The organism is Bacillus sp. RHFS10, assembly GCF_016757475.1.
In the GTDB taxonomy this organism is placed as follows: Bacteria; Bacillota; Bacilli; order Bacillales; family Bacillaceae; genus Bacillus; species Bacillus subtilis_G.
This window is the reverse complement of record NZ_JAESPO010000009.1, coordinates 1-24,478: the sequence shown is the minus strand read 5'-3', so window position 1 is coordinate 24,478 and position 24,478 is coordinate 1. Positions and strand designations below refer to the sequence as shown.

Genomic DNA, 24,478 nt, shown 5'->3' with positions numbered 1-24,478 from the left:
ACTTGCCTTTATAACTAGAGATTATTCTTTTGTTACTACATCTCGTTCAACGTCTGCAGATGCTGTTTCCTCCGGCTCTTCATCACCTGATAACGCCAGGCCGTCAGCTTGTTTTGCATCTTCTTCGTCTTCTAAATCTCTCATTTCTATTTCTTCTTCATCACCAGAAAGGATTTTGACATCCATACCTAAGCTTTGAAGTTCCTTGATTAATACTTTGAATGATTCCGGAACACCTGGTTCAGGAACGTTGTCGCCTTTAACGATGGCTTCGTATGTTTTCACACGTCCAACCACGTCATCAGATTTAACAGTCAGAATTTCTTGAAGAGTGTAAGCCGCACCGTAAGCTTCAAGTGCCCAAACCTCCATCTCACCAAAACGCTGTCCGCCAAATTGCGCTTTACCGCCAAGAGGCTGCTGCGTAACAAGTGAGTAAGGGCCTGTAGAGCGCGCATGAAGTTTATCGTCAACCATGTGAGCCAGTTTAATCATGTACATAATACCAACAGATACACGGTTATCAAACGGCTCTCCGCTACGCCCGTCGTAAAGAACCGTTTTGGCGTCACGAGACATTCCGGCTTCTTCAAGTGTTTCCCAAACATCCTCTTCACGCGCTCCGTCAAATACCGGTGACGCAATGTGGATGCCGAGATAACGAGCGGCCATACCCATATGGAGCTCCAATACCTGCCCGATGTTCATACGTGATGGTACGCCCAGCGGGTTAAGCATGATATCAATTGGTGTGCCGTCAGGAAGATAAGGCATATCCTCTTCAGGAAGAATCTTAGAGATAACACCTTTGTTACCGTGACGACCGGCCATTTTATCCCCTTCAGAAATCTTACGTTTCTGAACGATATACACACGTACCAACTGGTTAACGCCTGGAGGAAGTTCATCTCCGTCTTCACGATTGAAGACTTTAACGTCGTGGATAATTCCGCCGCCGCCGTGAGGCACACGAAGAGAAGTATCACGAACCTCGCGGGCCTTTTCACCAAAGATGGCGTGAAGCAGGCGTTCTTCAGCAGTCAGTTCAGTTACACCTTTAGGCGTTACTTTACCAACAAGAAGATCTCCGTCTTTCACTTCTGCCCCAATACGGATGATTCCGCGGTCATCAAGATTGCGAAGCGCATCTTCACCGACGTTTGGAATATCGCGAGTGATTTCTTCAGGTCCAAGTTTCGTATCGCGTGCTTCTGATTCATATTCTTCAATGTGGATAGATGTATAAACATCATCCTTCACAAGGCGTTCACTCATGATGATGGCATCCTCATAGTTGTAGCCATCCCAAGTCATGAAGCCAACCATTACGTTACGGCCAAGTGCAAGTTCACCAAGCTCCATAGAAGGACCGTCAGCAAGGATTTCTCCTTTTACCACTTCATCGCCGACACTTACGATCGGACGTTGATTGTAGCAAGTACCTTGGTTGGAGCGGACAAATTTCAGCATGCTGTATTTATCCAGGTTCCCTTTTACTTTTTGACCATCTACTTCTTCATAACGGCGAACCCAAACGTTCTTCGCTTCTACGCGTTCAACGATACCAGGGTGTTTACAAATAACAGCGGCACCAGAGTCTTTACCTGATACATATTCCATACCAGTTCCAACGAACGGCGCTTCCGGCTGCATCAAAGGCACAGCCTGACGTTGCATGTTCGCTCCCATGAGGGCACGGTTGGAGTCATCGTTTTCTAGGAACGGGATACATGCTGTCGCAGCAGAAACAACCTGCTTAGGTGATACATCCATGTAATCCACACGGTTTCTGGAAACAACGGTGTTCTCCCCGCGGAAACGGGCGATGATGCTGTCATCAATAAATGAGCCATCGTCATCAAGACGAGCGTTCGCCTGAGCGACAACATAGTTATCCTCTTCATCAGCAGTTAAGTAATCGATTCTGCCCGTTACCTTCCCTGTTTCAGGGTCAACACGGCGATAAGGCGTTTCGATGAAACCAAAACGGTTTACTTTTGCATAAGATGAAAGCGAGTTGATCAAACCGATGTTTGGACCCTCAGGTGTTTCAATCGGACACATACGGCCATAGTGGGAGTAGTGAACGTCACGCACTTCCATTCCGGCACGTTCACGTGTCAATCCGCCTGGTCCTAATGCTGACAGACGACGCTTATGCGTTAATTCAGCAAGCGGGTTCGTCTGGTCCATGAACTGGGAAAGCTGAGAGCTTCCAAAGAACTCTTTAATGGACGCAATAACAGGACGAATATTGATCAACTGCTGAGGCGTAATTGTATTCGTATCTTGAATTGACATTCTCTCACGAACCACACGCTCCATACGGCTTAACCCGATACGGAATTGGTTCTGGAGAAGTTCACCTACAGAACGTAAACGGCGGTTTCCAAGATGATCGATATCATCTGTATCGCCTACTCCGTGCAGCAGGTTGAAGAAGTAGCTGATAGAGGAAATAATATCAGCAGGCGTAATGTTTTTAATCTCTTCTTCAATGTAAGCATTGCCGATTACATTGATAACCTGTTCTCCTTCTTGGTCAGTCGGAGCATAGATTTTAATCGATTGAAGAGTTACTTCATCTTCAACAACACCGCCATTTGGATACAGCTTTCTGAAACCGATTCCGCTTTCTAAGTATGGCAGTACTTTATCAAGTGTTCTTCTATCAAGAATCTGACCTTTTTCAGCAAGGATTTCTCCTGTTTCAGGGTCAACAAGCGTTTCAGCAAGTCTCTGATTAAAGAGGCGATTCTTAATATGAAGTTTTTTATTAATTTTATAGCGTCCTACATTGGCAAGATCGTAACGTTTCGGATCAAAGAAACGCGAATCAAGCAAGCTTTTCGCATTTTCAACTGTAGGTGGCTCTCCAGGACGGAGACGTTCGTAAATTTCAAGCAAAGCTTTGTCGCTATTTTCTGTGTTATCTTTATCAAGCGTATTTCGCAGGTATTCATTTTCTCCTACGAGATCAAGAATCTCTTGATCGGAACCGAAGCCGAGAGCACGCAAAAGAACCGTAACCGGCAACTTACGTGTGCGATCAATGCGGACATAAACAACATCTTTCGCATCAGTTTCGTATTCTAACCATGCGCCACGGTTTGGAATGACAGTTGCGGTAAAACCTTTTTTACCGTTTTTGTCTACTTTACCACTGAAATATACACTTGGAGACCGAACAAGCTGGGAAACGATTACACGTTCCGCACCATTAATGATAAAAGTACCTGTATCTGTCATAATCGGGAAATCCCCCATGAAGACATCTTGGTCTTTTACCTCTCCAGTTTCTTTGTTAATTAAACGAACCTTCACTCTTAGCGGAGCTGAGTAAGTCACATCACGTTCTTTTGATTCCTCTACAGGATATTTAGGCTCACCTAAACTATAATCAATGAACTCAAGAGAGAGGTTACCAGTGAAATCCTCAATTGGTGATATGTCTTGAAACATCTCTCTAAGACCCTCATCAAGAAACCACTGATAAGAAGAGGTTTGAATTTCAATGAGATTTGGTAATTCTAACACTTCGCTAATGCGAGCATAGCTTCTGCGCTGGCGGTGTCGTCCATACTGAACTAGTTGACCTGTCAACTGATTCACCCCTCAAATCATGCGTATTATATGTGTAATAAGCATTTCTTCCAAAGAAAGAAAATACTTTTACAAGACAAAAGAAAAAAGGGTTTCTAATTAAGAAAACCACATCCAAAAACAAATACCGATTTTATTAGCATTTCCATACTTGTATAATTTATACATAGATATTGACAATTCATCATATCAAGCAAAATATATACATTGGCATTTTATAATATTAACATAGCTAAAATACCGAGTCAAACTTTTTTTGCTTTTATGATATAATAGCCTTTCTTTTTTTGAACGACAGAAACTTCATCGAACAATTCCTCGAGCTTTTCAATGGCAGAAGGCGCGCCTTGTTTTTTCTGTATGACGATCCACAACTCACCTGAAGTTTTTAAGTGTTCAGCGCTTTTCTCAAAGATAGCATGGACAACTTTTTTTCCGGCTCGGATTGGGGGATTTGTAAGAATAGAAGCAAATGTTTGAGCAGAATCAACGTTCGAAAACAAATCACTCTGATAAATCTTAACGTTTGTTATTCCATTTTGTTCCGCATTTTCATTTGATAGCTCTACGGCTCTCTCATTAACGTCAATCATGTGGATGGTCCGTTCTTTAAAGTCGCTGGCGAGCGATAAACCAATCGGGCCGTACCCGCAGCCAACATCCAGAATGCCGCCCTCAACTTCAGGCTCTTCAAAAGAATCAATCAGCAGGCGGGAGCCGAAATCAACTTCCTTTTTAGAAAAAACCCCGCTGTCGCTGGTAAACGTGAAATCTTTTTTACGAAGCCTAAAAGACCAGGTTTGCTTGTTGCTTTTAACTGAAGGTTTATCTGAATAATAATGCTCACTCATTATTAGAACCTCCTTTTGTAATGGCATAAAGAATGGCAAAGAAAAAGCCCGCCTCATAAAAGCGAGCTCCCCCTACAGGTAAGTGAAGATTACTTAACTTCTACAGAAGCGCCAACTTCTTCAAGTTTAGCTTTAAGCTCTTCAGCTTCTTCTTTAGCAATACCTTCTTTAAGTGGTTTTGGAGTGTTGTCAACAAGTTCTTTAGCTTCTTTCAAGCCAAGACCAGTGATTTCACGTACAACTTTGATAACTTTGATTTTTTGAGAACCTGCACCAGCAAGGATAAGGTCGAATTCGCTTTGCTCTTCAGCAGCTCCGCCTGCAGCAGCTCCGCCAGCTACAGCTACAGGAGCAGCAGCAGTTACGCCAAACTCTTCTTCGATTGCTTTTACTAGGTCGTTCAATTCAAGTACAGTTGCTTCTTTAACGGAAGCAATGATTTCTTCGATATTTAAAGCCATTTGTAATTCCTCCATTTTGTTTTAATTTATGAAAAGATAATTAGATTAAGCGCCTTGTTCTTCTTTTTGTTCTGCCACAGCTTTTGCAGCAAGAGCAAAGTTGCGAACTGGAGCTTGAAGTACGCTAAGCAACATAGAAAGCAAGCCATCGCGTGATGGAAGTTCAGCAAGAGCTTTCACTTCTTCAACACTAGAAACTTTGCCTTCGATAACGCCAGCTTTAATTTCAAGAGCTTCGTGATTTTTAGCGAAGTCATTAAGAACTTTAGCCGGAGCGACAACATCTTCAGTACTGAATGCGATCGCGTTCGGTCCAGTTAAGAAATCATTCAAACCATTAAGCTCAGCTTGTTCAACCGCACGGCGAGTCATCGTATTTTTGTAAACTTTGAACTCAACGTTAGCTTCGCGAAGCTGTTTACGAAGTTCTGTTACTTCAGAAACGGTAAGTCCGCGGTAGTCAACGATGATCGTTGATTTACTTTCTTTCAGTTTAGAAGCAATTTCTTCAACAACAACTTTTTTTGTTTCAATTGCGCTGCTCATGGTTACACCTCCTGTAGATTCTTGTGTAACACTTATACCGTTAGGTGATCACGACCGAGACGACGGATTCCATATAAAAAGCCTCCATGAGACATGGAGGCTGTATATACAAGCATACGTAACGTAATAGCTGTGATAATATACACCTCGGTAGGAAGATTAAGCGGTTAGGCCCCTACTGTCTACGGTATAAATGATATTCTATTTTACAACATTTTGAATAATATCAGAATGTTGATGTCGTGTCAATATTATTTTACGTTGAAAGTTGAAGAGTCTACTTTGACACCAGGTCCCATAGTAGAAGTTACCGCAACGTTTTTCACGTAAACGCCTTTTGCTGCAGCAGGTTTAGCTTTCAGGATTGTATCGTACATTGTTGTGAAGTTCTCAACAAGTTTTTCATCCTCGAAAGAAACTTTACCGATAGGAACATGAATGTTTCCAGCTTTATCAACACGGTATTCAACTTTACCAGCTTTGATTTCGCCGATTGCTTTTTCAACTTCGAAAGTAACTGTACCAGTTTTAGGGTTTGGCATTAAACCTTTTGGTCCAAGTACACGGCCGATTTTACCAACTTCACCCATCATGTCAGGTGTTGCTACGATTACATCGAAATCGAACCAGCCTTGTTGAATTTTGTTGATGTAGTCAGTATCGCCAACGAAATCTGCACCAGCAGCTTCAGCTTCTTTCGCTTTTTCGCCTTTTGCGAAAACGAGAACGCGCTGAGTTTTACCAGTTCCGTTTGGAAGCACAACTGCTCCACGGATTTGCTGGTCGTTTTTACGAGGGTCAACCCCTAGACGGAAAGCCACTTCAACTGTAGCGTCGAATTTAGCTGTGTTTGTTTTTTTAACGAGAGCTACTGCTTCAGAAACGTCGTAAGCTTTTGAACGATCTACAAGCTTAGCAGCTTCAGCGTACTTTTTACCTTTTTTAGCCATTTTAAAATTTCCTCCTTATGTGGTTATAGCGGAATAACCTCCCACGAATAAGGGTTGCGAACTTGTTAAAACTCGCAACCCGACAAGAAACAAATTAATCCTCGATTACAATACCCATACTACGGGCAGTACCTTCAACCATGCGCATTGCCGCTTCAACGTCTGCTGCGTTTAAGTCAGGCATTTTCGTTTCAGCGATTTCGCGTACTTTATCGCGCTTAACGGTTGCCACTTTATTACGGTTTGGTTCACCAGAACCAGACTCAATTCCAGCCGCTTTTTTAAGCAATACAGCAGCAGGTGGAGTTTTTGTAATAAATGTAAATGAACGGTCTTCGTAAACCGAAATTTCAACAGGAATAATTAAACCAGCTTGGTCAGCTGTACGAGCGTTGAACTCCTTACAGAATCCCATGATGTTAACACCGGCTTGACCAAGTGCAGGTCCAACTGGTGGTGCTGGGTTAGCTTTTCCAGCAGGAATTTGCAATTTTACAACTTTTACTACTTTTTTAGCCACGAGACACACCTCCTTAAGTCCGTGATGTGGTAATAGGGTAAACCCTCCCACTCAAGGTTTCATTCTTTATATGAATGACGAAATATCAAGCTAGTTGCCTTGGATAAGTCCAAGACGTACCTTTGCTATATTATCATTTATATATAGCAATTTCAAGTTTTTTCACATTACAATTTATCGATTTGGGTAAATTCCAGCTCAACCGGCGTTTCCCGGCCAAACATATTAACGAAAACTTTGACCTTGCTTTTATCATAATCAATCTCTTCAATTGACCCAGTAAAGTTAGCAAAAGGTCCGTCTATTACTTTCACTGTCTCTTTCAGTTCAAAGTCAATGTCCGTTTTGCGTTCGTCCATGCCCATTCTCTTCAGAATGGTTTCTGCTTCGCCCGGAAGAAGCGCCGTAGGTTTTGAACCAGAGCCGGCAGATCCTACGAAACCAGTAACACCCGGCGTGTTGCGGACAACATACCAAGAGTCGTCTGTCATTACAATTTCAACAAGCACATAACCAGGGAATACTTTCTTTTTCACCACTTTTTTCTTGCCGTTTTTGATATCCGTTTCTTCTTCTTCAGGTACGACTACACGGAAAATTTTATCTTGCATCCCCATTGATTCAACACGTTTTTCCAAGTTGGCTTTTACTTTATTCTCATAACCAGAGTACGTGTGAACAACATACCAATTCTTTTCCATTCTCTTCAGGACTGTCCAGTCCTTCCCTCCCCGCATTTGGTTTTAGTGAATTACCATAACGCTCAAAAAATAGGCGTCAAGCCTATGATAACTTTCATTTTAAGCCACAATAAAAAACCCGCTGAACGGGTTTTGGCAAGTGATATTATGATCTATTATAGCACGTATTGCTGATCATTATTCAACTATTAAACGAATTAATTGAGAAATTCCTGTATCAAGGAGGGCAAAAAAGATAATAAAAAAGATAACTGTTGAAATCACCGTAATGGTATAACGCGTTAACTCTTTTCCTTTAGGCCAGCTTACCTTTTTCATTTCTTTCCCAACATCTTTAAAGAATCTCATAATACGCATGTAAAAGACCTCCACAATTTAAAAGCGCAAAAACTATTTTGTTTCAAGATGAGCTGTATGTGAATTGCAAGTACTGCAGTATTTCTTTACTTCTAATCGCTCAGCCGCTGATGCAGAGCTCTTCATTGTCGTATAATTACGGTTTCCGCAAGTCTTGCATGCCAAGGTAATCTTTTTTCTCATGTCATTACACCTTTTTCTAAATAGACATTAGTTCTTATCTTTAGTAACATATCACAGTAAGAAAAATACTGTCAATATCACTTAAATCCCTATCAAAAACTGATTTCGCGAATTTCCAAGTACTTCTCCAGCTTGCGTTTCACACGCTGAAGGGCATTATCGATCGATTTCACATGCCGGTTCAGTTCATCAGAAATCTCTTGGTAACTTCTCCCGTCAAGATATAAGACGAGTACTTTTCTCTCTAAATCACTTAATATTTCTCCCATTTTCATTTCAATATCATCAAATTCTTCCTGGTTGATGATCATTTCCTCAGGATTTAAGGTTTTCGCTCCTGAAATAACATCAAGCAGCGTTCGGTCTGATTCTTCATCAAAAATCGGTTTATCTAATGAGACGTAGGAATTCAAAGGAATGTGTTTCTGGCGAGTAGCTGTCTTTATTGCGGTAATAATTTGGCGGGTAATACATAATTCTGCGAAAGCTTTGAATGAGGTAAGCTTGTCCTCTTTAAAGTCGCGAATAGACTTATAAAGGCCTATCATACCTTCCTGAACAATATCCTCTCTGTCCGCTCCTATTAAAAAATAGGATCTTGCTTTTGCCCGAACAAAGTTTCGGTACTTCGTAATCAAGTAATCTAACGCATCACTGTCCCCAACATGAACCTTTTCAATGACCTGCTCGTCCTCCAACTGACAAAACTGTTCTTTGTTGAATTTTCCCTTGTTGTTCTGTAGATTCACTCCGATCCCCCCGGCGCACGTAGATAGAAATATTATACAGTATTGGGCAAAAAAGCGTCAACTTAATCTAAGTCCCCCCGCCTCCACTTTTCAAACGTTTTCAAAACCTCTTCTGATAAAGCAATTTTACCCGCCGGCTTTTCGGAAGTGATTTTTCTGACCCGTCTCTCTATTCGCCTTTCAATCGCTTCTACCTCTCTCAAAAGCTCCCGGGCCGATTTCCGCAATGCCCCCTGTCCGAAAATCGCCCACTGTTCAGTATAATCAGAGGTCGCGACATGAATTTGAGTCGCGATATTATTCAACGCCTGAGCAAGCTTTTCTATCCGCTCATCAGCCGTTTCATTTTCTTTTGTAAAAATCACTTCAACTCTGTGGTTGGTCTGTTTTTTCTCAAGCCCTTTTACGAGATGCGCGTCAAAAACAACAATAACCCTGTTTCCTGTATACGATTGATATTCCGCCATTTTCTGAATCAGTACGTCTCTCGCCTCTTCAAAACTGTTCGCTTTTAAATCCTTCAGCTGCGGCCAGGCTCCAATCATGTTGTATCCGTCTACTAACAGGATATCCATAAGTCTTTATTCTCCCAGAGGGTTTCGTTTCCGATAGACTTCATACATCAAAAGACCAGCCGCTACAGATGCATTCAGTGAAGTTACCTTCCCGGCCATCGGGAGTTTAATGAGAAAATCACACTTTTCTTTAACGAGGCGGCCCATTCCTTTTCCTTCACTTCCGATAACTAAAGCCAAAGGCATATTGCCGTCCATATTGCGGTAATCCTCACGCGCAGACGCATCCGTTCCGACAACCCAGATACCCCGCTCTTTCATCTCTTCTAACGTTCGTGCCAGATTGGTTACTTTCACCACAGGGATATGCTCGATCGCGCCTGTTGATGCTTTTGCCACTGTTGTTGTCAGCCCGACAGCTCTCCGTTTTGGAATCACGATGCCATGGGCGCCTACCGCATCAGCTGTTCTCATAATGGAACCAAGATTATGAGGGTCTTCAAGTTCGTCCAAAATAAGGAAGAAAGGCTGTTCATTTCTTTCTTCGGCTGCTTTATATAAATCATCCAGTTCCGCATATTCATAAGCGGCAACCTGTGCCACTACGCCTTGATGCTGCCCTGTCACCATTTGATCGAGTTTTTTTCTCGGGACATATTGAATCGTGATTCCCTGCTTTTTCGCAAGTTCAATCACCTGCTGTGCTTGTCCCTTTACGGTGTTTTCCGCCATCCACAGCTTATACAGCTTCCGATCTGATTTTAACGTTTCGATCACTGCATTTTTTCCTATGACGTAATCATGTTGCTGACTCATTTGTTTTCCTCCCTGACGTCCCGAATTGTATAGCTTCGGCAACGAGCTGACTAAGTCTATCCTCTTTTTTCTCTAGAAAAAGGTAGCCAAGCAGCGCTTCAAATGCCGTACTGTAGCGGTACGTCTGAACATCTGTATTTTTAGGTGTCGTTCCCGACTTGGCATTTCTGCCTCTTTTCAGCACCGCTTCCTCTTCTTCCGTAAAAAATGATTGATCCTGCAGAAAGAATAGGATCTCAGCCTGTGACTTTGCCGAAACAATCCGGCTTGATTTCTTATGAAGATCATTTGGTTTGGTAAAGCCCTGCTTAAGCAGGTGATGCCTGACATACACTTCAAAAATGGCATCACCTATATAAGCAAGCGCAAGACCGTTAAGCTGCTTTGAATCTTTTATCGTCTCAAAATCAAGCATCCGTTATTCTCCCCGTTTCCAGCGAGTGCCTTGAGCCGTATCTTCAAGAATGATATTCATGCTTTTCAGCTGGTCGCGGATCTGATCTGACAATGCAAAATCGCGATTCCGGCGCGCTTCATTTCTTTTTTCGATTAAGTCTTCAATCTCTTGATCAAGCAGTTCCTGCTCTCCCAATGAAAAACCGAGGACAGAAACAATGCGGTTAAACATCTCAATAAACGCCGTAATCACATGATCAGCCGTATGATCTTTCTGAAGATAATAATTAGCATGCTTCGCTAAGTCGAATAAGACAGAAATGGCATTCGCCGTATTAAAATCATCGTCCATCGCTTCTTCGAATGCTTTGCGGTGCTCTTCCACTTTCTCCAGCCATTGATCGTCATCTTCCGTTAAACTCGTACTGCTGTTCAGACGGTGCTGGAGGTTGCTGTACGCTGTTTTCAAACGGTTAAACGCACTTTTGGTATTCTCCAAAAGTTCTTCTGAATAGTTAATGGGATGACGATAATGAACAGATAGCATAAAGAATCTTAAAAGCTGCGGATCATGCTGTTTAATGATGTCATGCACAAGCACAAAGTTGCCCAGTGATTTTGACATCTTTTCATTATCAATATTGATATAGCCATTATGGAGCCAGTACTTCGCAAACGTTTTGCCTGTCAGCCCCTCAGATTGCGCAATTTCATTTTCATGGTGAGGGAAGGTTAAATCCTGTCCGCCCGCATGGATATCAATCTGGTCACCCAAATACTTTTTCACCATCGCTGAGCATTCAATGTGCCAGCCCGGACGTCCTTTACCCCAAGGGCTATCCCAAGAGATTTCTCCGTCTTTCGCCGCTTTCCACAGCGCGAAATCAAGAGCATCTTCTTTTTTCTCACCGACCCGGATGCGTGCACCTGATCTCAGTTCATCAATTGATTGCTGAGAAAGCTTTCCATACCCTTCAAATGCTCTGGTTTTGAAATAAACGTCACCTTCTGATTCATAAGCGTAGCCCTTTTTCACGAGCTGATCTACGAACTCGATAATCACATCCATGTTTTCCATCACTCGCGGATGAAGGTCGGCTTTTCGGCAGCCGAGCGCACCTACATCTTCAAAGTATGCTTTAATAAAACGCTCTGAAATGGCAGGCACATCCTCACCAAGTTCATTTGCCGCTTTTATTAATTTATCGTCTACGTCTGTAAAGTTAGAGACATACTGCACATCATAGCCTTTATACTCCAGATAATTTCGAACCGTATCATAAACGATAGCGGGACGCGCGTTCCCGATGTGAATGTAATTGTAAACCGTCGGTCCGCACACGTACATTTTCACTTTTCCCTCTTCAAGAGGAACGAATGTTTCCTTCTGTCTAGTCAATGTATTATAAAGTGTGATTGTCATTTTTGATTGATCCTTTCTTTTCTGTCTTCAATTTCTGCCTTCAGCTCTAAAATCTGCTGTTCCAAAGACTTAAAGCGATCAGCAACCGGATCGGGCAAATCCTGATGGTTTAAATCGCGTCTTACTTTCTTGCCATTTTGTACAACGACCCGTCCAGGGATGCCGACAACTGTTGAAAAATCAGGAACGTCGTGCAACACTACTGAACCGGCACCAATCTTTGAGCCTTCACCGACAGTAATCGAACCGAGCACTTTAGCACCTGTGGCTATCAATGCGTCATTTTTAATCGTTGGGTGCCTTTTTCCCTTTTCTTTCCCCGTTCCCCCGAGGGTAACCCCCTGAAAAACGGTGACGTTATTACCGATTTCACATGTCTCCCCAATGACAACCCCCATACCATGGTCTATGAAGAATCTTCTCCCGATTGTAGCGCCGGGGTGGATTTCGATCCCGGTAAAAAATCGGCTTACTTGAGATATAAGGCGTGCAAGGAAATAAAATTTTCGTTTATATAAAGCATGTGCAATCCGATGCGCCCATATAGCATGTAAACCGGAATAAGTTAAAATCACTTCAAAATAGCTTCTTGCTGCTGGATCTTGATCGAACACTGTATCAATGTCTTCTTTGAGCATTCTAAAAAACACATGCTTCCCCCCATTTCTCTCCATCTGATTTCCTCTACCCAATAAAAAAAGCGCCTCTGCATGCAAACATGACAGAGACGCTTTAACCGCGCGGTTCCACTCTGTTTGAAAAGCAGACTTCTGCTCTCCCAACTTCAGCCTGTAACGGCGGCGGCCGCCTTTGAATACTGATTTCGAAAAATGTTCTTCAAAGGTCTTAAGGGCGCACTTCTAAAACCCGGCTCATGGATCTCTCTCAGCCAATGAAGATCCTTTCTGTAATGGCCTAAAGCTTTATACTCTTCCCTGTCAACAATCATCTATTTAGATGTTTTTAAACGCTGAATCGCAATCTCTTTACCGATCAATTCAATTGATTGCGGCAGTTCCGGACCGTGAGTCTGACCTGTTACAGCAACACGGATCGGCATAAACAGTTTTTTCCCTTTATGGCCAGTTTCTTTCTGCACTGCTTTGATCGATGCTTTGATGTTATCCGGAGTGAACTCCTCAAGTTCTTCAAGCTTCGCAGCGAATGTGCTGAGCACTTCAGGAACCTGTTCCTCTTCCAGAACAGCTTTTGCTTCTTGATTATACTCGATCTTATCCGTAAAGAACAAATCAGTCAGCTCAACAATCTCCGCACCGTAGCTTAATTGCTCATGGTAAAGGGAAATCAGTTTACGAACCCATTCTTGTTCTTCAGCAGAAAGCTCAGTACCGACTTTTCCGGCCTTTTGCAAATGCGGAAGGGTCAGTTCAACAACCTGATCAAGATCCAGCTTCTTCACATATTGGTTGTTAACCCATTTTAGCTTATGCATATCAAACAAAGCTGGTGATTTAGATAAACGGTTTACATCAAAAATGTCAATAAACTGTTCTCTTGTGAATAGCTCTTCTTCTCCAACCGGTGACCAGCCAAGCAGGCCGATAAAGTTGAACAGCGCTTCTGGCAAGTAGCCAAGCTCTTTATACTGCTCGATGAATTGAATAATGGACTCATCGCGTTTGCTGAGCTTTTTACGGCTTTCATTGACGATCAGCGTCATGTGTCCGAACTGAGGAACATCCCATCCGAATGCTTGGTAGATCATAATCTGTTTCGGTGTGTTAGAAATATGATCCTCACCGCGCAGCACATGTGTCATTTTCATTAAGTAGTCGTCAATAGCTACCGCGAAGTTGTAAGTCGGCGTTCCGTCTTTTTTCACAATAACAAAGTCGCCAATGCCATCTGACTCGAAAGTAATTTCGCCTTTTACGATATCATTGAAGGCGATGACTTTTCCTTCCGGCACGCGGAAACGAATACTCGGTTTTCTGCCTTCAGCAATAAATTTCTCCTGTTCTTCCTGAGTCAGATTTCTGTGTTTTCCGGAATAGCGCGGCATTTCTCCGCGGGCAATCTGTTCTTCACGCTCTTTTTCAAGCTCTTCTTCCGTACAGTAACATTTATAAGCAAGCCCTTTTTCAAGCAGCTCTTCATAGTACACTTTATAGATATCGTTACGCTCTGACTGACGATATGGACCGTATTCACCGCCGACATCGACACTCTCATCCCAGTCAATACCGAGCCATTTCAGATAATTCAGCTGGCTTTGTTCTCCGCCCTCAATATTGCGCTTTTTATCAGTGTCCTCAACACGAATAATAAACTTACCACCTTGGTTGCGGGCAAATAAATAATTAAAAAGCGCCGTTCTGGCATTTCCAATATGCAAATGTCCGGTTGGACTCGGTGCATAACGGACGCGTACTTCGTTTCCCATTTTCTAATACTTCCTTTCATGTCATGTATGGCCTCAGGCTAAAATGTATGAATCTATTCTACCACCAAATAGACCCGGCATCAAAACAAGTTAGCCTTTTTGTATCAGTACTGTCGCTTGAGCCGCTATTCCTTCCGCCCGGCCTGTAAATCCAAGCTTTTCTGTCGTTGTTGCTTTTACATTCACTTGAGAAACGTCTGCATCAAGCCCTTCGGCGATTCTTTTTCTCATATCTTCTATGTACGGCAGCATCTTCGGCTTCTGTGCAATGATGGTGCAGTCAATGTTTCCAAGAACATAGCCCTTCTGTTTCACGATCCCCCAGACATGCTGAAGTAATTTGAAAGAATCTGCGTCCTTGAATTCAGGAGCAGTATCAGGAAAATGCTTGCCGATGTCACCTTCTCCCACAGCTCCCAGACAGGCGTCAGCGACGGTATGCAGCAATACGTCTGCATCAGAATGGCCGAGCAGCCCTTTTTCATAAGGGATCTCAATTCCGCCAATAATCAAAGGACGGCCCTCAACTAATTGATGCACATCAAATCCTTGTCCAATTCTAAACATGTTTATTCCCACTTTCTGAGTCCATGATCGCTTCAGCTGACGTCAAGTCGTCTGGCGTCGTCAACTTAATATTTGTATACCTGCCTTCTACAACACGGACCGAAACGCCTTCCATCTCTTCAACGAGGCTGGCGTCATCCGTCCCTAAAAATCCCTTGTGCTCGGCCTCAGCGTGAGCCTTCATCAATAAAGAAAGACGAAAAGCCTGTGGTGTTTGGACAGCCCACAAGCTTGAACGTTCAATCGTCTCACTGACTTGTAAATCTTGAACGCGTTTAATCGTATCTTTTACCGGGACAGCGAGGATGGCCGCTCCTGCCTGTTCCGCTTCAGCGATCAATTCGTCAATTTGTTCATGTTTTATAAAAGGCCGGGCGCCGTCGTGAACAAGGACTATCTTTTCTTGTTTCACGGCCTTCAGCCCCTTATAAACACTGTGCTGACGCTCATCTCCGCCTGCAACAAGCTCAATAGCGGTTTGAAAACGATAATTGATCAGCAATTGCTGAAAATCCTCCCGCTCTCGCTCATTAATCACCAAAATGATTTTTTCGCACGGCCGGTGGCTGTCAAACACTTTTAACGTGTGTATGATCACCGGGTCTCCTTTCAGCTCAATGAACAGTTTATTTCTCCCTGCCTTCATCCGTTTTCCCTGTCCGGCTGCAAGAATCACCACATCATAACTCATTGTTTTTTCTCCCTTTACAGCGCCTTCTCCAACAGCTTAGGCTTAGCAAAAATCATTCGTCCCGCTGCTGTCTGCAGCACACTTGTAACGAGTACATCTATATGCTTTCCGATATAATTGCGTCCTTCTTCAACGACAATCATCGTACCGTCATCCAAGTAGGCAACTCCCTGATTATGCTCTTTCCCGTCCTTAATGACCTGAACATTCATTTCCTCGCCAGGAAGCACGACAGGCTTGACCGCATTGGCAAGGTCATTAATGTTTAATACCGCTACCTTCTGAAGCTCGCATACTTTATTTAAATTAAAATCATTCGTCACGACGACCCCTGATGTCAGCTTAGCGAGTTTGACGAGCTTGCTGTCAACCTCCTGAATATCTTCAAAGTCGCCTTCATAAATTTCAACTTCAATGTCTAATTCTTTCTGAATGCGATTCAGGATATCAAGACCGCGCCGTCCTCTGTTCCGTTTTAGAACATCTGAAGAGTCAGCAATATGCTGTAATTCCTCAAGGACAAACTGCGGAATCACGATAATCCCTTCTAAAAAACCAGTCTGACAAATATCTGCAATTCTCCCATCAATAATAACACTTGTGTCCAAAATTTTCAGCTTCTTGTCCTCAACCTCATGTTCTTCATCGGCTGGTCCTTTTTTCTTTTGCATTCTGGCAGAAATGGAAAACAGACTGATCAATTCATCCTTTTTCTTAAAGCCCACCTGGAAGCCTAGATAACCGAGGAAGAAAGCTAAAAACACAGGGATGATTGTGCTGAATATGCGGTAAGGTATATTGTCTAAAGGAATAACATTTACGATAAGATAAGCAATTATAAGTCCAAAAACCAAGCCAAGACTTCCAAACAACAAATCTGGAACCGGCGCTTTTAACAATGAATCCTCTATCCACTTCATCCAGTTCACAACGTAATCTGTACCCCATATACTGATGAGAAAAAAGATAATTGCTCCTATTGCCGCAGACGTATATGCGTTTGTTATTAAAGGTATGTCCTGTATACTTAACAGTACAAACAATTCAGGTATTAAAAATATACCAACAACGCCGCCGAAAATAATGAAGAACGCCTGAACTATTCGTTTTAACATACCCCCACCTCCTTTTTTAAACATTTTATTTTCACAAGATTTTATGCATCCTACGAATATCAGAATAAACAAAAACCAACATTAATATACCCGTTTTCATAAGGTTTTAACCGAAATCACAGCTGTCTGTCTAAATAATGCTTCTCTTGCAGCCGTTTTAATCCTTTTTTAATCTTTTGGGCTCGTACTTCGCCGATTCCCTCTACTTCATCTAAATCTTCTGCACTCGCTTCAATAATCCTTGGGAGAACTCCAAATGCTTCTACAACATTTTCCACTATCGGCATAGGAAGACGCGGGATCTTATTTAACAGCCTGTATCCTCTTGCCAGTACATAATCATCAAGATTTGTAGAAGCCGGGTAACCGAGCAGTTTATAAACAATGGAATCATCCAGCAGATCATAGCTGGACATATCCTGCAGCTCTTTCAAGAGAACAAACGGGTCTTTAATTTTTTCTTTCACATAATCCTTGATAAATAAAGCCGCCTCTTCTTCCATATCCGTAATCAATTCAATGACTTGCAGTTTAATCAAATGGCCTTCTGTTCCAAGCTCTTTGATATACATGTTGATTTCGTTTTTGATTCGCAGCACCATTTCATAACGATGCATGACGGACAAGACATCACTGAAGGTAACAAGCTCCTCAAACTCTAATGCATTCAGTGCATTAATCGTTTTGTCGAGGATTGTCTTATATTTTTCAAGTGTTTGAATGGCTTGGTTCGCTTTGGTTAAAATAAATCCTATGTCTTTTAGTGTATACTTCATGTTTTCCTGATATAACGTTATGACATTTCTTCTTTCAGAAATAGCGATCACGAGACAGCCAGTTTGCTTAGCTACTCTTTCGGCGGTTCTGTGCCGCATTCCTGTTTCTGATGAAGAAATTGTGGCTTCAGGCATCAGCTGTGTATTGGCGTATAGGATCTTTTGACCAGAATCACTTAAAATAATCGCCCCATCCATTTTAGCCAGCTCATATAAGTGTGCCGGAGAAAAAGCAGTGTTAATATGGAAACCGCCATCCACAACTTCTTTTACTTTATCGTTATATCCAACAACAATCAGACCGCCTGTATTTGCTCTCAGTACATTTTCGATTCCAGCTCTGAGCGGAGTACCCGGAGCAACAAACTGCAATATAGATGACAGGTCTAACTCGTGTTTCGCCCCTTTTTTCTCTTTTTCCATCTATTATCCTCCTAATGAAGTACGAAGCGCCTCTGCAACATTTGCTACTCCGATAACCTCAATCCCTTTTGGTTTTGTCCATCCATCCAGATTTGCCGCGGGTATGATCATGCGTTTAAAACCAAGCTTAGCAGCTTCCTTCACACGCTGTTCAATTCTTGAAACCCGCCGGACTTCTCCGGTTAATCCCACTTCACCTATAAAACAATCGGCAGGATTTGGAGGTGTATCTCTAAAGCTTGACGCGATACTGATCGCAATGGCAAGGTCAATTGCCGGTTCATCAAGCTTTACGCCGCCGGCCACTTTCAAATAAGCATCCTGATTTTGCAGCAGCAGCCCAACTCTTTTTTCTAACACGGCCATTAACAGCGAAACCCTGTTATGGTCTATTCCCGTTGCCATACGCCGCGGATTGCCAAAGCTTGTCGGCGAGATAAGCGCCTGGATTTCAACGAGAATCGGCCTTGTGCCTTCCATAGAGGCAGTTATACTCGAGCCTGCAGATCCCGCTGAGCGTTCTTCCAAGAAAATTTCTGAAGGATTCAAAACCTCGGTGAGCCCCTCTTCGCGCATTTCAAAAATACCCATTTCGTTTGTAGAACCAAAACGGTTTTTTACAGCCCGCAAAATACGGAAGGTATGGTGACGTTCTCCTTCAAAATATAAAACAGTGTCAACCATATGCTCCAACAATCTCGGCCCTGCAATAGACCCTTCTTTTGTCACGTGTCCTACGATAAAAATCGGAATGCCTTTTGTTTTGGCGATTTTCATCAGCTCAGCCGTACATTCTCTGACCTGTGACACGCTGCCGGGAGCCGATGTGATATCGCTTTGGTAAACCGTTTGAATAGAGTCAACAACGACAAACGCTGGATTCATCTCTTGTATAGCAGACGAAATATACTCCATATCGGTTTCAGATAAAACATGCAGCGACGGACTATTAATGCCGAGACGGTCTGCTCTAAGTTTCGTTTGTTTGACCGATTCTTCTCCCGAAATGTACAGCACACTGTTCGATGAGTCTGATAATTGAGCAGAAACTTGCAGTAATAACGTTGACTTTCCGATACCGGGATCTCCGCCGATTAAAACAAGTGAGCCTTTAACGACACCTCCGCCGAGTACCCTGTTAAATTCGCCAAGCTTGGTTTTGACGCGGGGTTCATCTGATGTTTCGATTGATGTAATAGGTGAAGGTTTCTGTACAGTTTGAACAGAATGAGAAAAAGCCGCTCTCCGATTGGCCGGTGCCTTTTTAATCATTTCTTCCACCATTGTATTCCAAGCACCGCAGCCCGGACATTTCCCCATCCATTTTGGAGACTCATAACCGCAGGATTGGCAGATGAATTTCGATTTTGTTTTAGCCATATATAGTGTAAGACCTCTCCCTTGTTCTATTTCTTGATATGAAAGTGAGGCATACACTTACATGCTGTATGCCTCATTTTCGTCTTCTATATTAATTCGTTTTAGCAGTCGTTTTTACGACAATTTCGCCGTCTTCTACATCGAGAACGATATGCTGTCCTTTATGAATATTTCCTCTGAGGAGTTCTTCAGATAAACGGTCTTCTACATGTTTTTGGATAGCTCTTCTTAACGGACGGGCACCGTATTCCAGATCAACACCCTCTTCCGCGACTTTCGCTTTTGCAGCATCTGTCAATTCGATAGAAAGATCCTGTTCTTTCAGACGTTTCGTTAATTGGTCAGACATTAATGACACGATTTCAGTAAGGTGTTTTTTCTCAAGTGAATGGAAGACAATGATTTCATCAATCCGGTTGATAAACTCCGGTCTGAACGCGCGTTTCAGTTCACCCATCACTTTATCTTTCATGTCTTTATGATTTTGCGTCTCATCCTGAACGTTAAAGCCGACATATTTATTGCGTTTCAGTTCACTTGCTCCGACGTTTGATGTCATAATCAGAATCGTATTGCGGAAATCGACTGTACGTCCTTTAGAGTCAGTCAAACGCCCGTCTTCAAGAACTTGCAATAAAATATTGAAGACATCTGGGTGTGCTTTCTCAATCTCATCAAGAAGCACCACAGAGTACGGTTTTCTTCTTACTTTCTCTGTTAATTGACCGCCTTCATCGTATCCCACATATCCCGGAGGTGAACCGACAAGTCTTGAAGTCGAGTGTTTTTCCATGTATTCAGACATATCAATTCTGATCATGGCTTCTTCATCGCCGAAAATGGATTCAGCAAGTGCTCGCGCCAGCTCTGTTTTACCCACACCTGTAGGGCCTAAGAAAATGAATGAGCCGATTGGGCGTTTAGGATCTTTTAACCCTGCTCTTGCGCGTCTGACTGCTTTTGCAACAGCGACAACCGCTTCATCCTGGCCGATGACACGGGAGTGAAGAATGCTCTCCATATTGAGAAGCTTATCTGTTTCGGTTTGAGCGATTTTAGATACTGGCACACCAGTCCAGCTAGATACAACCATCGCAATATCATCAACAGTAACCTCTGAGTTTTCCTGCCCTTGCTTCTCTTTCCATGATTTTTTTGTATCCTCTACTTGCTCGCGCAAGCGCTGCTCAGTGTCGCGCAAGGAGGCCGCTTTTTCAAACTCTTGGCTCTGCACCGCCGCATCCTTCTCTTTACGAACCTCATCAAGCTTCTGTTCAAGCTCTTTTAAGTTAGGAGGCGTGGTAAAAGAGCGCAGTCTAACCTTTGAACCCGCTTCATCAATCAAGTCAATTGCTTTATCCGGAAGGAAACGGTCAGAAATATATCTGTCAGAAAGCTTAACCGCAGCTTCAATGGCATCATCAGTGATAGAAACACGGTGGTGGGCTTCGTATCTGTCACGCAAGCCTTGTAAAATTTGAATGCTTTCATCTGCAGATGGCTGATCAACCTGGATTGGCTGAAAACGGCGTTCCAATGCTGCATCTTTTTCAATATATTTACGGTACTCATCAAGAGTCGTCGCTCCAATACATTGAAGTTCGCCGCGAGCAAGTGAAGGTTTTAAAATATTAGATGCATCAATGGCACCTTCTGCTCCGCCCGCTCCGATTAAGGTATGGAGCTCATCGATGAATAGAATGATGTTTCCTGCCTGGCGAATTTCATCCATGACTTTTTTCAGGCGATCCTCAAATTCACCGCGGTATTTAGTGCCGGCAACAACTGTTCCCATGTCTAATGTCATCACGCGTTTATCGCGTAAGATCTCGGGAACTTCGTTATTAATAATTTGCTGTGCCAAACCTTCTGCGATTGCAGTTTTACCTACACCTGGCTCACCAATGAGAACAGGGTTGTTTTTCGTTCTTCGGCTTAACACTTCGATTACACGCTGAATTTCCTTGCTTCTGCCGATTACAGGGTCTAGGCTGTCTTCCTTCGCAATAGCAGTTAAGTCTCTTGCCAAGCTATCAAGCGTAGGCGTATTCGCATTGCTGTTTGTTCCTGTCGCTGATGATCCTGTTTCATTGCTTCCGAGAAGCTGGAGCACTTGCTGTCTAGCTTTATTTAAGCTGACGCCGAGGTTATTCAGAACTCTTGCAGCAACACCTTCACCTTCGCGAATCAGACCAAGAAGAATATGTTCTGTTCCAACATAAGAATGACCTAGTTTTCTTGCCTCATCCATTGAAAGCTCAATGACCTTTTTAGCTCTTGGAGTGTAATGAATCGTTTGAGACATTTCCTGCCCGCGACCGATCAAACTTTCAACTTCTTTTTGAATTTTATCTGAACCAAGTCCAAGCGCTTGTAGAGCTTTAGCGGCAATCCCTTCTCCTTCTCGTACCAGTCCTAATAAAATATGCTCAGTGCCAATGTTATTATGACCTAAACGAAGTGCTTCTTCCTGTGCAAGCGCCAGTACTTTTTGAGCTCGTTCTGTAAATCTTCCAAACATCATATCGATTCATCCTCCTGTCTTTTCCCATTCATTTCCAAGTGAAGCCGTTCTCTGATGAGAGCCGCTCTTCGAATGTCCCTTTCGTTCGGACGCAAAGCGCCTCCCGAGTACTGCTGTAAAAATCCTGGCTGTGTCAAAATCATTAGTTCATTAAGTATGTTGCTTGAAAGTCCTTTAATAATGCCTAGATCTATGCCTAACCGGACATCCGAAAGGCACTTCGCAGTCTCTTTCGACTCTATCATCCGACAATTGGACAAGACCCCGTAAGATCGATACACCCGATCCTCAAGTTCTATCTTAGAGGTTTGATAAAGCGCTTCTCGGGCAGATCGTTCTTGTTCAATCAGCTGGGCAGCAACACTGTTAAGGTCATCCACAATATCCTGCTCTGGCTTACCAAGCGTAATCTGATTTGAAATTTGAAAGATATTCCCTACTGCTTCGCTGCCTTCCCCATAAATTCCTCTAACAACTAAGCCTAATTGATTAATTGCCGGTATAATTCGATTTATTTGCCTAGTTAAAACCAATGCCGGCAGATGCATCATGACTGAAGCCCTTAAACCCGTACCTACATTTGTAGGACAGCTGGTTAAGTATCCTCTTTGCTCATTGAATGCATAATCAACTTTTTCTTCAATCCAGTCGTCGACCTGGTTTGCGGCTTTCATTGCTTCTAAAAGCTGAAATCCAGGAAAAAGACACTGTATTCTAATATGATCCTCTTCATTTATCATGACGCTTACTTCCTCATTTTCAGAAAGCAAACAACCTCCAAAAGGGGATTCTGTCAGATTCGGACTGATGAGATGTTTTTCCACTAATACACGCTTTTCTAAAGACTGTGCATCATGCATTCTGATCAAAACGAATTTGCCGATTTCGGGAATTTCTTGTCCTGAAAACTGATCTTCAAACTGCTGTATGATGGATGAGGCTTCTTCATTGGAATACCGCGTAGGGAACCGTATATGTTCAAAGTTCCTTGCTAAACGTATGCGGCTGCTGAGTACAATGTCACTTTCAGGTCCTTTCTGCTTCATCCAACTGCTTAGTGCGTCCTGAATAAAATGCTTTAGCGACATTACCCCTGTTCCTCCTCACTATCTGTACTTTTGAGTGATTGCTCTAATGAACGAATTTGATCTCTCACATGAGCTGCGTTTTCAAATTCTTCTTGATGAATTAAGGATTCTAATTCTTTTTTAAGCATGTCAATCTGCCGTCTGACATGGAGATTGCCACCTATACGTTTCGGTATTTTTCCAGCATGCACAGTGTTTCCGCTGTGCACTTTACGTAAGATAGGTGTAATGTTGCTACGAAATGTTTTATAACATTCAGAACATCCAAAACGGCCAATTTTTCTAAATTGCTGAAAGGTCATTCCACATTTCGGACAAGCAGATATTTGCTCCGATTGACTGAACATTTGAGTTCCTGCTTTTTGAAATGAAGAATCCATGTTCAGCAAACCCGAAAGTAAATTATGAATAGAGAAACCGTGATTTGCACTTATACCATATGAATCACTATTTTCTTTGGCACATTGTTCACAAATATGAACTTCTTTTTTCTCTCCGTTATCAACCTTTGTAAAGTGAAAAGTGGCTGGTCTCTCGTGGCACTCTTGACAAATCAATCTTTTCACCCGCTTATTTTAATTTTAAAGAAGTCAGCATAGCCTTCATCATTCTTGCTCTTAATTCATCACGTTCAGGCAAGTCAATGTATAAAACCGAGCGGTCCATCACGCTGACCATCATTTTTGCTTCTCTTTCTGAAATCACCTTGTCTTCTAATAGCCTTATAATAATGTCATCAGAGGCTGCTTGAGACAAATGGGTATTAATTTGAGAAATAATATTATTGATCAGGACAACTTCACTGTTCATTTTAATTTTAATAATTCTGATGTAACCGCCGCCCCCGCGTTTGCTCTCAACAATATAACCTCTCTCACTTGTAAATCTGGTGTTGATGACATAATTTATTTGGGAAGGAACGCATTGAAATTTATCTGCAATTTCGCTTCGTTTAATCTCTAAAATTTCCTTGCCATTTTGATCTAACACTCGTTTTAAATATTGTTCAATGATGTCAGAAATATTATGTCCCACTCAACCCCCTCCTTTACTGACTTTGACTATATTTGACTTTAATCTTACTATAAGGCGTTTCTCGAGAATTTTCAACTTTCTCGCTCTATCCTTTATTATTTCCACTTTCTCGGCCCATAAAACCTGATCACCGATTTAAAATTCAGTGTAAAGTTATTATATTATACAATTAAATGAAATTTTATGATACCAACAAACCAGAATACAAAAAAGAGCAGCTCATATGAGCTGCTCTTTTTTCGATTGCTTGGCGGCGTCCTACTCTCACAGGGGGAAACCCCCGACTACCATCGGCGCTGAAGAGCTTAACTTCCGTGTTCGGCATGGGAACGGGTGTGACCTCTTCGCTATCGCCACCAAACAAATGCCTTCAGGATGAAGGTACTGGGCGTTTCTCACAGGAT

Annotated in this window: 25 protein-coding genes, 1 rRNA gene and 2 other annotated features; all 26 genes read right to left on the bottom strand. The window is 42.6% G+C overall.

Features of this window, described 5'->3' with window-relative positions; all coding sequences use genetic code 11:
- Nucleotides 1-21: 21 nt before the first annotated feature.
- The 26 genes from rpoB to rrf all read right to left on the bottom strand — a co-directional run bounded on the left by rpoB (nucleotide 22) and on the right by rrf (nucleotide 24,435).
- The gene (rpoB, locus tag JMN17_RS20055; RefSeq protein WP_087991684.1) at nucleotides 22-3,603 is read right to left on the bottom strand and encodes a DNA-directed RNA polymerase subunit beta; all 3,582 of its coding nucleotides are present in this window, start codon (nucleotides 3,601-3,603) and stop codon (nucleotides 22-24) included.
- 245 nt (nucleotides 3,604-3,848) lie between these two features.
- A complete protein-coding gene (locus JMN17_RS20050; RefSeq protein WP_202329114.1) occupies nucleotides 3,849-4,454 on the bottom strand; it encodes a class I SAM-dependent methyltransferase in 606 nt (201 codons plus the stop codon).
- Nucleotides 4,455-4,543: 89 nt separating this feature from the next.
- Nucleotides 4,544-4,915, bottom strand: a complete 372-nt coding sequence (gene rplL, locus JMN17_RS20045; protein ID WP_003156436.1) for a 50S ribosomal protein L7/L12 — start codon at nucleotides 4,913-4,915, stop codon at nucleotides 4,544-4,546.
- A 45-nt stretch (nucleotides 4,916-4,960) separates the two neighbouring features.
- Complete coding sequence (rplJ, locus tag JMN17_RS20040; protein ID WP_087991682.1) at nucleotides 4,961-5,461, bottom strand: 50S ribosomal protein L10; 501 nt, start codon at nucleotides 5,459-5,461, stop codon at nucleotides 4,961-4,963.
- Nucleotides 5,462-5,526: 65 nt separating this feature from the next.
- Nucleotides 5,527-5,667, bottom strand: a sequence feature (ribosomal protein L10 leader region).
- A gap of 45 nt (nucleotides 5,668-5,712) precedes the next feature.
- Entirely contained in the window at nucleotides 5,713-6,411 is a 699-nt protein-coding gene (gene rplA / locus JMN17_RS20035) for a 50S ribosomal protein L1 (protein ID WP_010327718.1), read from the bottom strand.
- A gap of 94 nt (nucleotides 6,412-6,505) precedes the next feature.
- The gene (gene rplK / locus JMN17_RS20030) at nucleotides 6,506-6,931 is read right to left on the bottom strand and encodes a 50S ribosomal protein L11 (RefSeq protein WP_003156430.1); all 426 of its coding nucleotides are present in this window, start codon (nucleotides 6,929-6,931) and stop codon (nucleotides 6,506-6,508) included.
- 167 nt (nucleotides 6,932-7,098) lie between these two features.
- On the bottom strand, nucleotides 7,099-7,632 hold the full coding sequence (gene nusG / locus JMN17_RS20025) for a transcription termination/antitermination protein NusG (RefSeq protein ID WP_010332761.1): 534 nt from the start codon (nucleotides 7,630-7,632) through the stop codon (nucleotides 7,099-7,101).
- A 177-nt stretch (nucleotides 7,633-7,809) separates the two neighbouring features.
- Complete coding sequence (secE, locus tag JMN17_RS20020; RefSeq protein ID WP_010327716.1) at nucleotides 7,810-7,989, bottom strand: preprotein translocase subunit SecE; 180 nt, start codon at nucleotides 7,987-7,989, stop codon at nucleotides 7,810-7,812.
- Between the two features lie 33 nt (nucleotides 7,990-8,022).
- Nucleotides 8,023-8,172: a 50S ribosomal protein L33 gene (rpmG, locus tag JMN17_RS20015; RefSeq protein ID WP_003156421.1), complete on the bottom strand. Its 150-nt coding sequence runs from the start codon at nucleotides 8,170-8,172 to the stop codon at nucleotides 8,023-8,025.
- Nucleotides 8,173-8,264: 92 nt separating this feature from the next.
- The gene (sigH, locus tag JMN17_RS20010; protein ID WP_087991681.1) at nucleotides 8,265-8,921 is read right to left on the bottom strand and encodes an RNA polymerase sporulation sigma factor SigH; all 657 of its coding nucleotides are present in this window, start codon (nucleotides 8,919-8,921) and stop codon (nucleotides 8,265-8,267) included.
- Nucleotides 8,922-8,983: 62 nt separating this feature from the next.
- Complete coding sequence (rae1, locus tag JMN17_RS20005) at nucleotides 8,984-9,496, bottom strand: ribosome-dependent mRNA decay endonuclease Rae1/YacP (protein WP_003225756.1); 513 nt, start codon at nucleotides 9,494-9,496, stop codon at nucleotides 8,984-8,986.
- A gap of 6 nt (nucleotides 9,497-9,502) precedes the next feature.
- Nucleotides 9,503-10,252: a 23S rRNA (guanosine(2251)-2'-O)-methyltransferase RlmB gene (gene rlmB / locus JMN17_RS20000; protein WP_064814479.1), complete on the bottom strand. Its 750-nt coding sequence runs from the start codon at nucleotides 10,250-10,252 to the stop codon at nucleotides 9,503-9,505.
- Nucleotides 10,236-10,667 carry a mini-ribonuclease 3 gene (locus tag JMN17_RS19995; protein ID WP_087991680.1) on the bottom strand — a complete coding sequence of 144 codons (432 nt, stop codon included), beginning with the start codon at nucleotides 10,665-10,667 and terminating at the stop codon, nucleotides 10,236-10,238. The genes rlmB and JMN17_RS19995 overlap by 17 nt, the downstream gene beginning before the upstream one ends.
- Before the next feature lie 3 nt (nucleotides 10,668-10,670).
- Nucleotides 10,671-12,071, bottom strand: a complete 1,401-nt coding sequence (cysS, locus tag JMN17_RS19990) for a cysteine--tRNA ligase (RefSeq protein WP_202329112.1) — start codon at nucleotides 12,069-12,071, stop codon at nucleotides 10,671-10,673.
- Nucleotides 12,068-12,721: a serine O-acetyltransferase gene (gene cysE, locus JMN17_RS19985; protein ID WP_087991715.1), complete on the bottom strand. Its 654-nt coding sequence runs from the start codon at nucleotides 12,719-12,721 to the stop codon at nucleotides 12,068-12,070. The genes cysS and cysE overlap by 4 nt, the downstream gene beginning before the upstream one ends.
- A gap of 70 nt (nucleotides 12,722-12,791) precedes the next feature.
- Nucleotides 12,792-13,022, bottom strand: a binding site (T-box leader).
- Complete coding sequence (gene gltX, locus JMN17_RS19980) at nucleotides 13,021-14,475, bottom strand: glutamate--tRNA ligase (protein WP_087991678.1); 1,455 nt, start codon at nucleotides 14,473-14,475, stop codon at nucleotides 13,021-13,023. (Overlaps the previous feature by 2 nt.)
- A gap of 90 nt (nucleotides 14,476-14,565) precedes the next feature.
- Entirely contained in the window at nucleotides 14,566-15,042 is a 477-nt protein-coding gene (gene ispF / locus JMN17_RS19975) for a 2-C-methyl-D-erythritol 2,4-cyclodiphosphate synthase (RefSeq protein ID WP_087991677.1), read from the bottom strand.
- Complete coding sequence (gene ispD, locus JMN17_RS19970; protein ID WP_087991676.1) at nucleotides 15,035-15,733, bottom strand: 2-C-methyl-D-erythritol 4-phosphate cytidylyltransferase; 699 nt, start codon at nucleotides 15,731-15,733, stop codon at nucleotides 15,035-15,037. Before ispD ends, ispF begins: the two co-directional genes overlap by 8 nt.
- 14 nt (nucleotides 15,734-15,747) lie before the next feature.
- Nucleotides 15,748-16,848 (bottom strand): PIN/TRAM domain-containing protein, encoded by a 1,101-nt coding sequence (locus tag JMN17_RS19965; protein ID WP_087991675.1) that lies wholly within the window; start codon nucleotides 16,846-16,848, stop codon nucleotides 15,748-15,750.
- Nucleotides 16,849-16,964: 116 nt separating this feature from the next.
- Nucleotides 16,965-18,047: a DNA integrity scanning diadenylate cyclase DisA gene (disA, locus tag JMN17_RS19960; protein WP_087991674.1), complete on the bottom strand. Its 1,083-nt coding sequence runs from the start codon at nucleotides 18,045-18,047 to the stop codon at nucleotides 16,965-16,967.
- Nucleotides 18,048-18,050: 3 nt separating this feature from the next.
- Nucleotides 18,051-19,427, bottom strand: coding sequence for a DNA repair protein RadA (gene radA, locus JMN17_RS19955; protein WP_087991673.1), 1,377 nt, complete (start codon nucleotides 19,425-19,427; stop codon nucleotides 18,051-18,053).
- Nucleotides 19,428-19,518: 91 nt separating this feature from the next.
- Nucleotides 19,519-21,951 carry an ATP-dependent protease ATP-binding subunit ClpC gene (gene clpC / locus JMN17_RS19950; protein ID WP_087991672.1) on the bottom strand — a complete coding sequence of 811 codons (2,433 nt, stop codon included), beginning with the start codon at nucleotides 21,949-21,951 and terminating at the stop codon, nucleotides 19,519-19,521.
- Nucleotides 21,948-23,039, bottom strand: coding sequence for a protein arginine kinase (locus tag JMN17_RS19945; protein WP_087991671.1), 1,092 nt, complete (start codon nucleotides 23,037-23,039; stop codon nucleotides 21,948-21,950). The genes clpC and JMN17_RS19945 overlap by 4 nt, the downstream gene beginning before the upstream one ends.
- Nucleotides 23,039-23,596 carry a protein-arginine kinase activator protein McsA gene (mcsA, locus tag JMN17_RS19940; RefSeq protein WP_087991670.1) on the bottom strand — a complete coding sequence of 186 codons (558 nt, stop codon included), beginning with the start codon at nucleotides 23,594-23,596 and terminating at the stop codon, nucleotides 23,039-23,041. The genes JMN17_RS19945 and mcsA overlap by 1 nt, the downstream gene beginning before the upstream one ends.
- 13 nt (nucleotides 23,597-23,609) lie before the next feature.
- Nucleotides 23,610-24,074: a transcriptional regulator CtsR gene (gene ctsR, locus JMN17_RS19935; RefSeq protein WP_087991669.1), complete on the bottom strand. Its 465-nt coding sequence runs from the start codon at nucleotides 24,072-24,074 to the stop codon at nucleotides 23,610-23,612.
- A 245-nt stretch (nucleotides 24,075-24,319) separates the two neighbouring features.
- Nucleotides 24,320-24,435, bottom strand: a 5S ribosomal RNA gene (gene rrf, locus JMN17_RS19930).
- Between the last annotated feature and the right edge of the window lie 43 nt (nucleotides 24,436-24,478).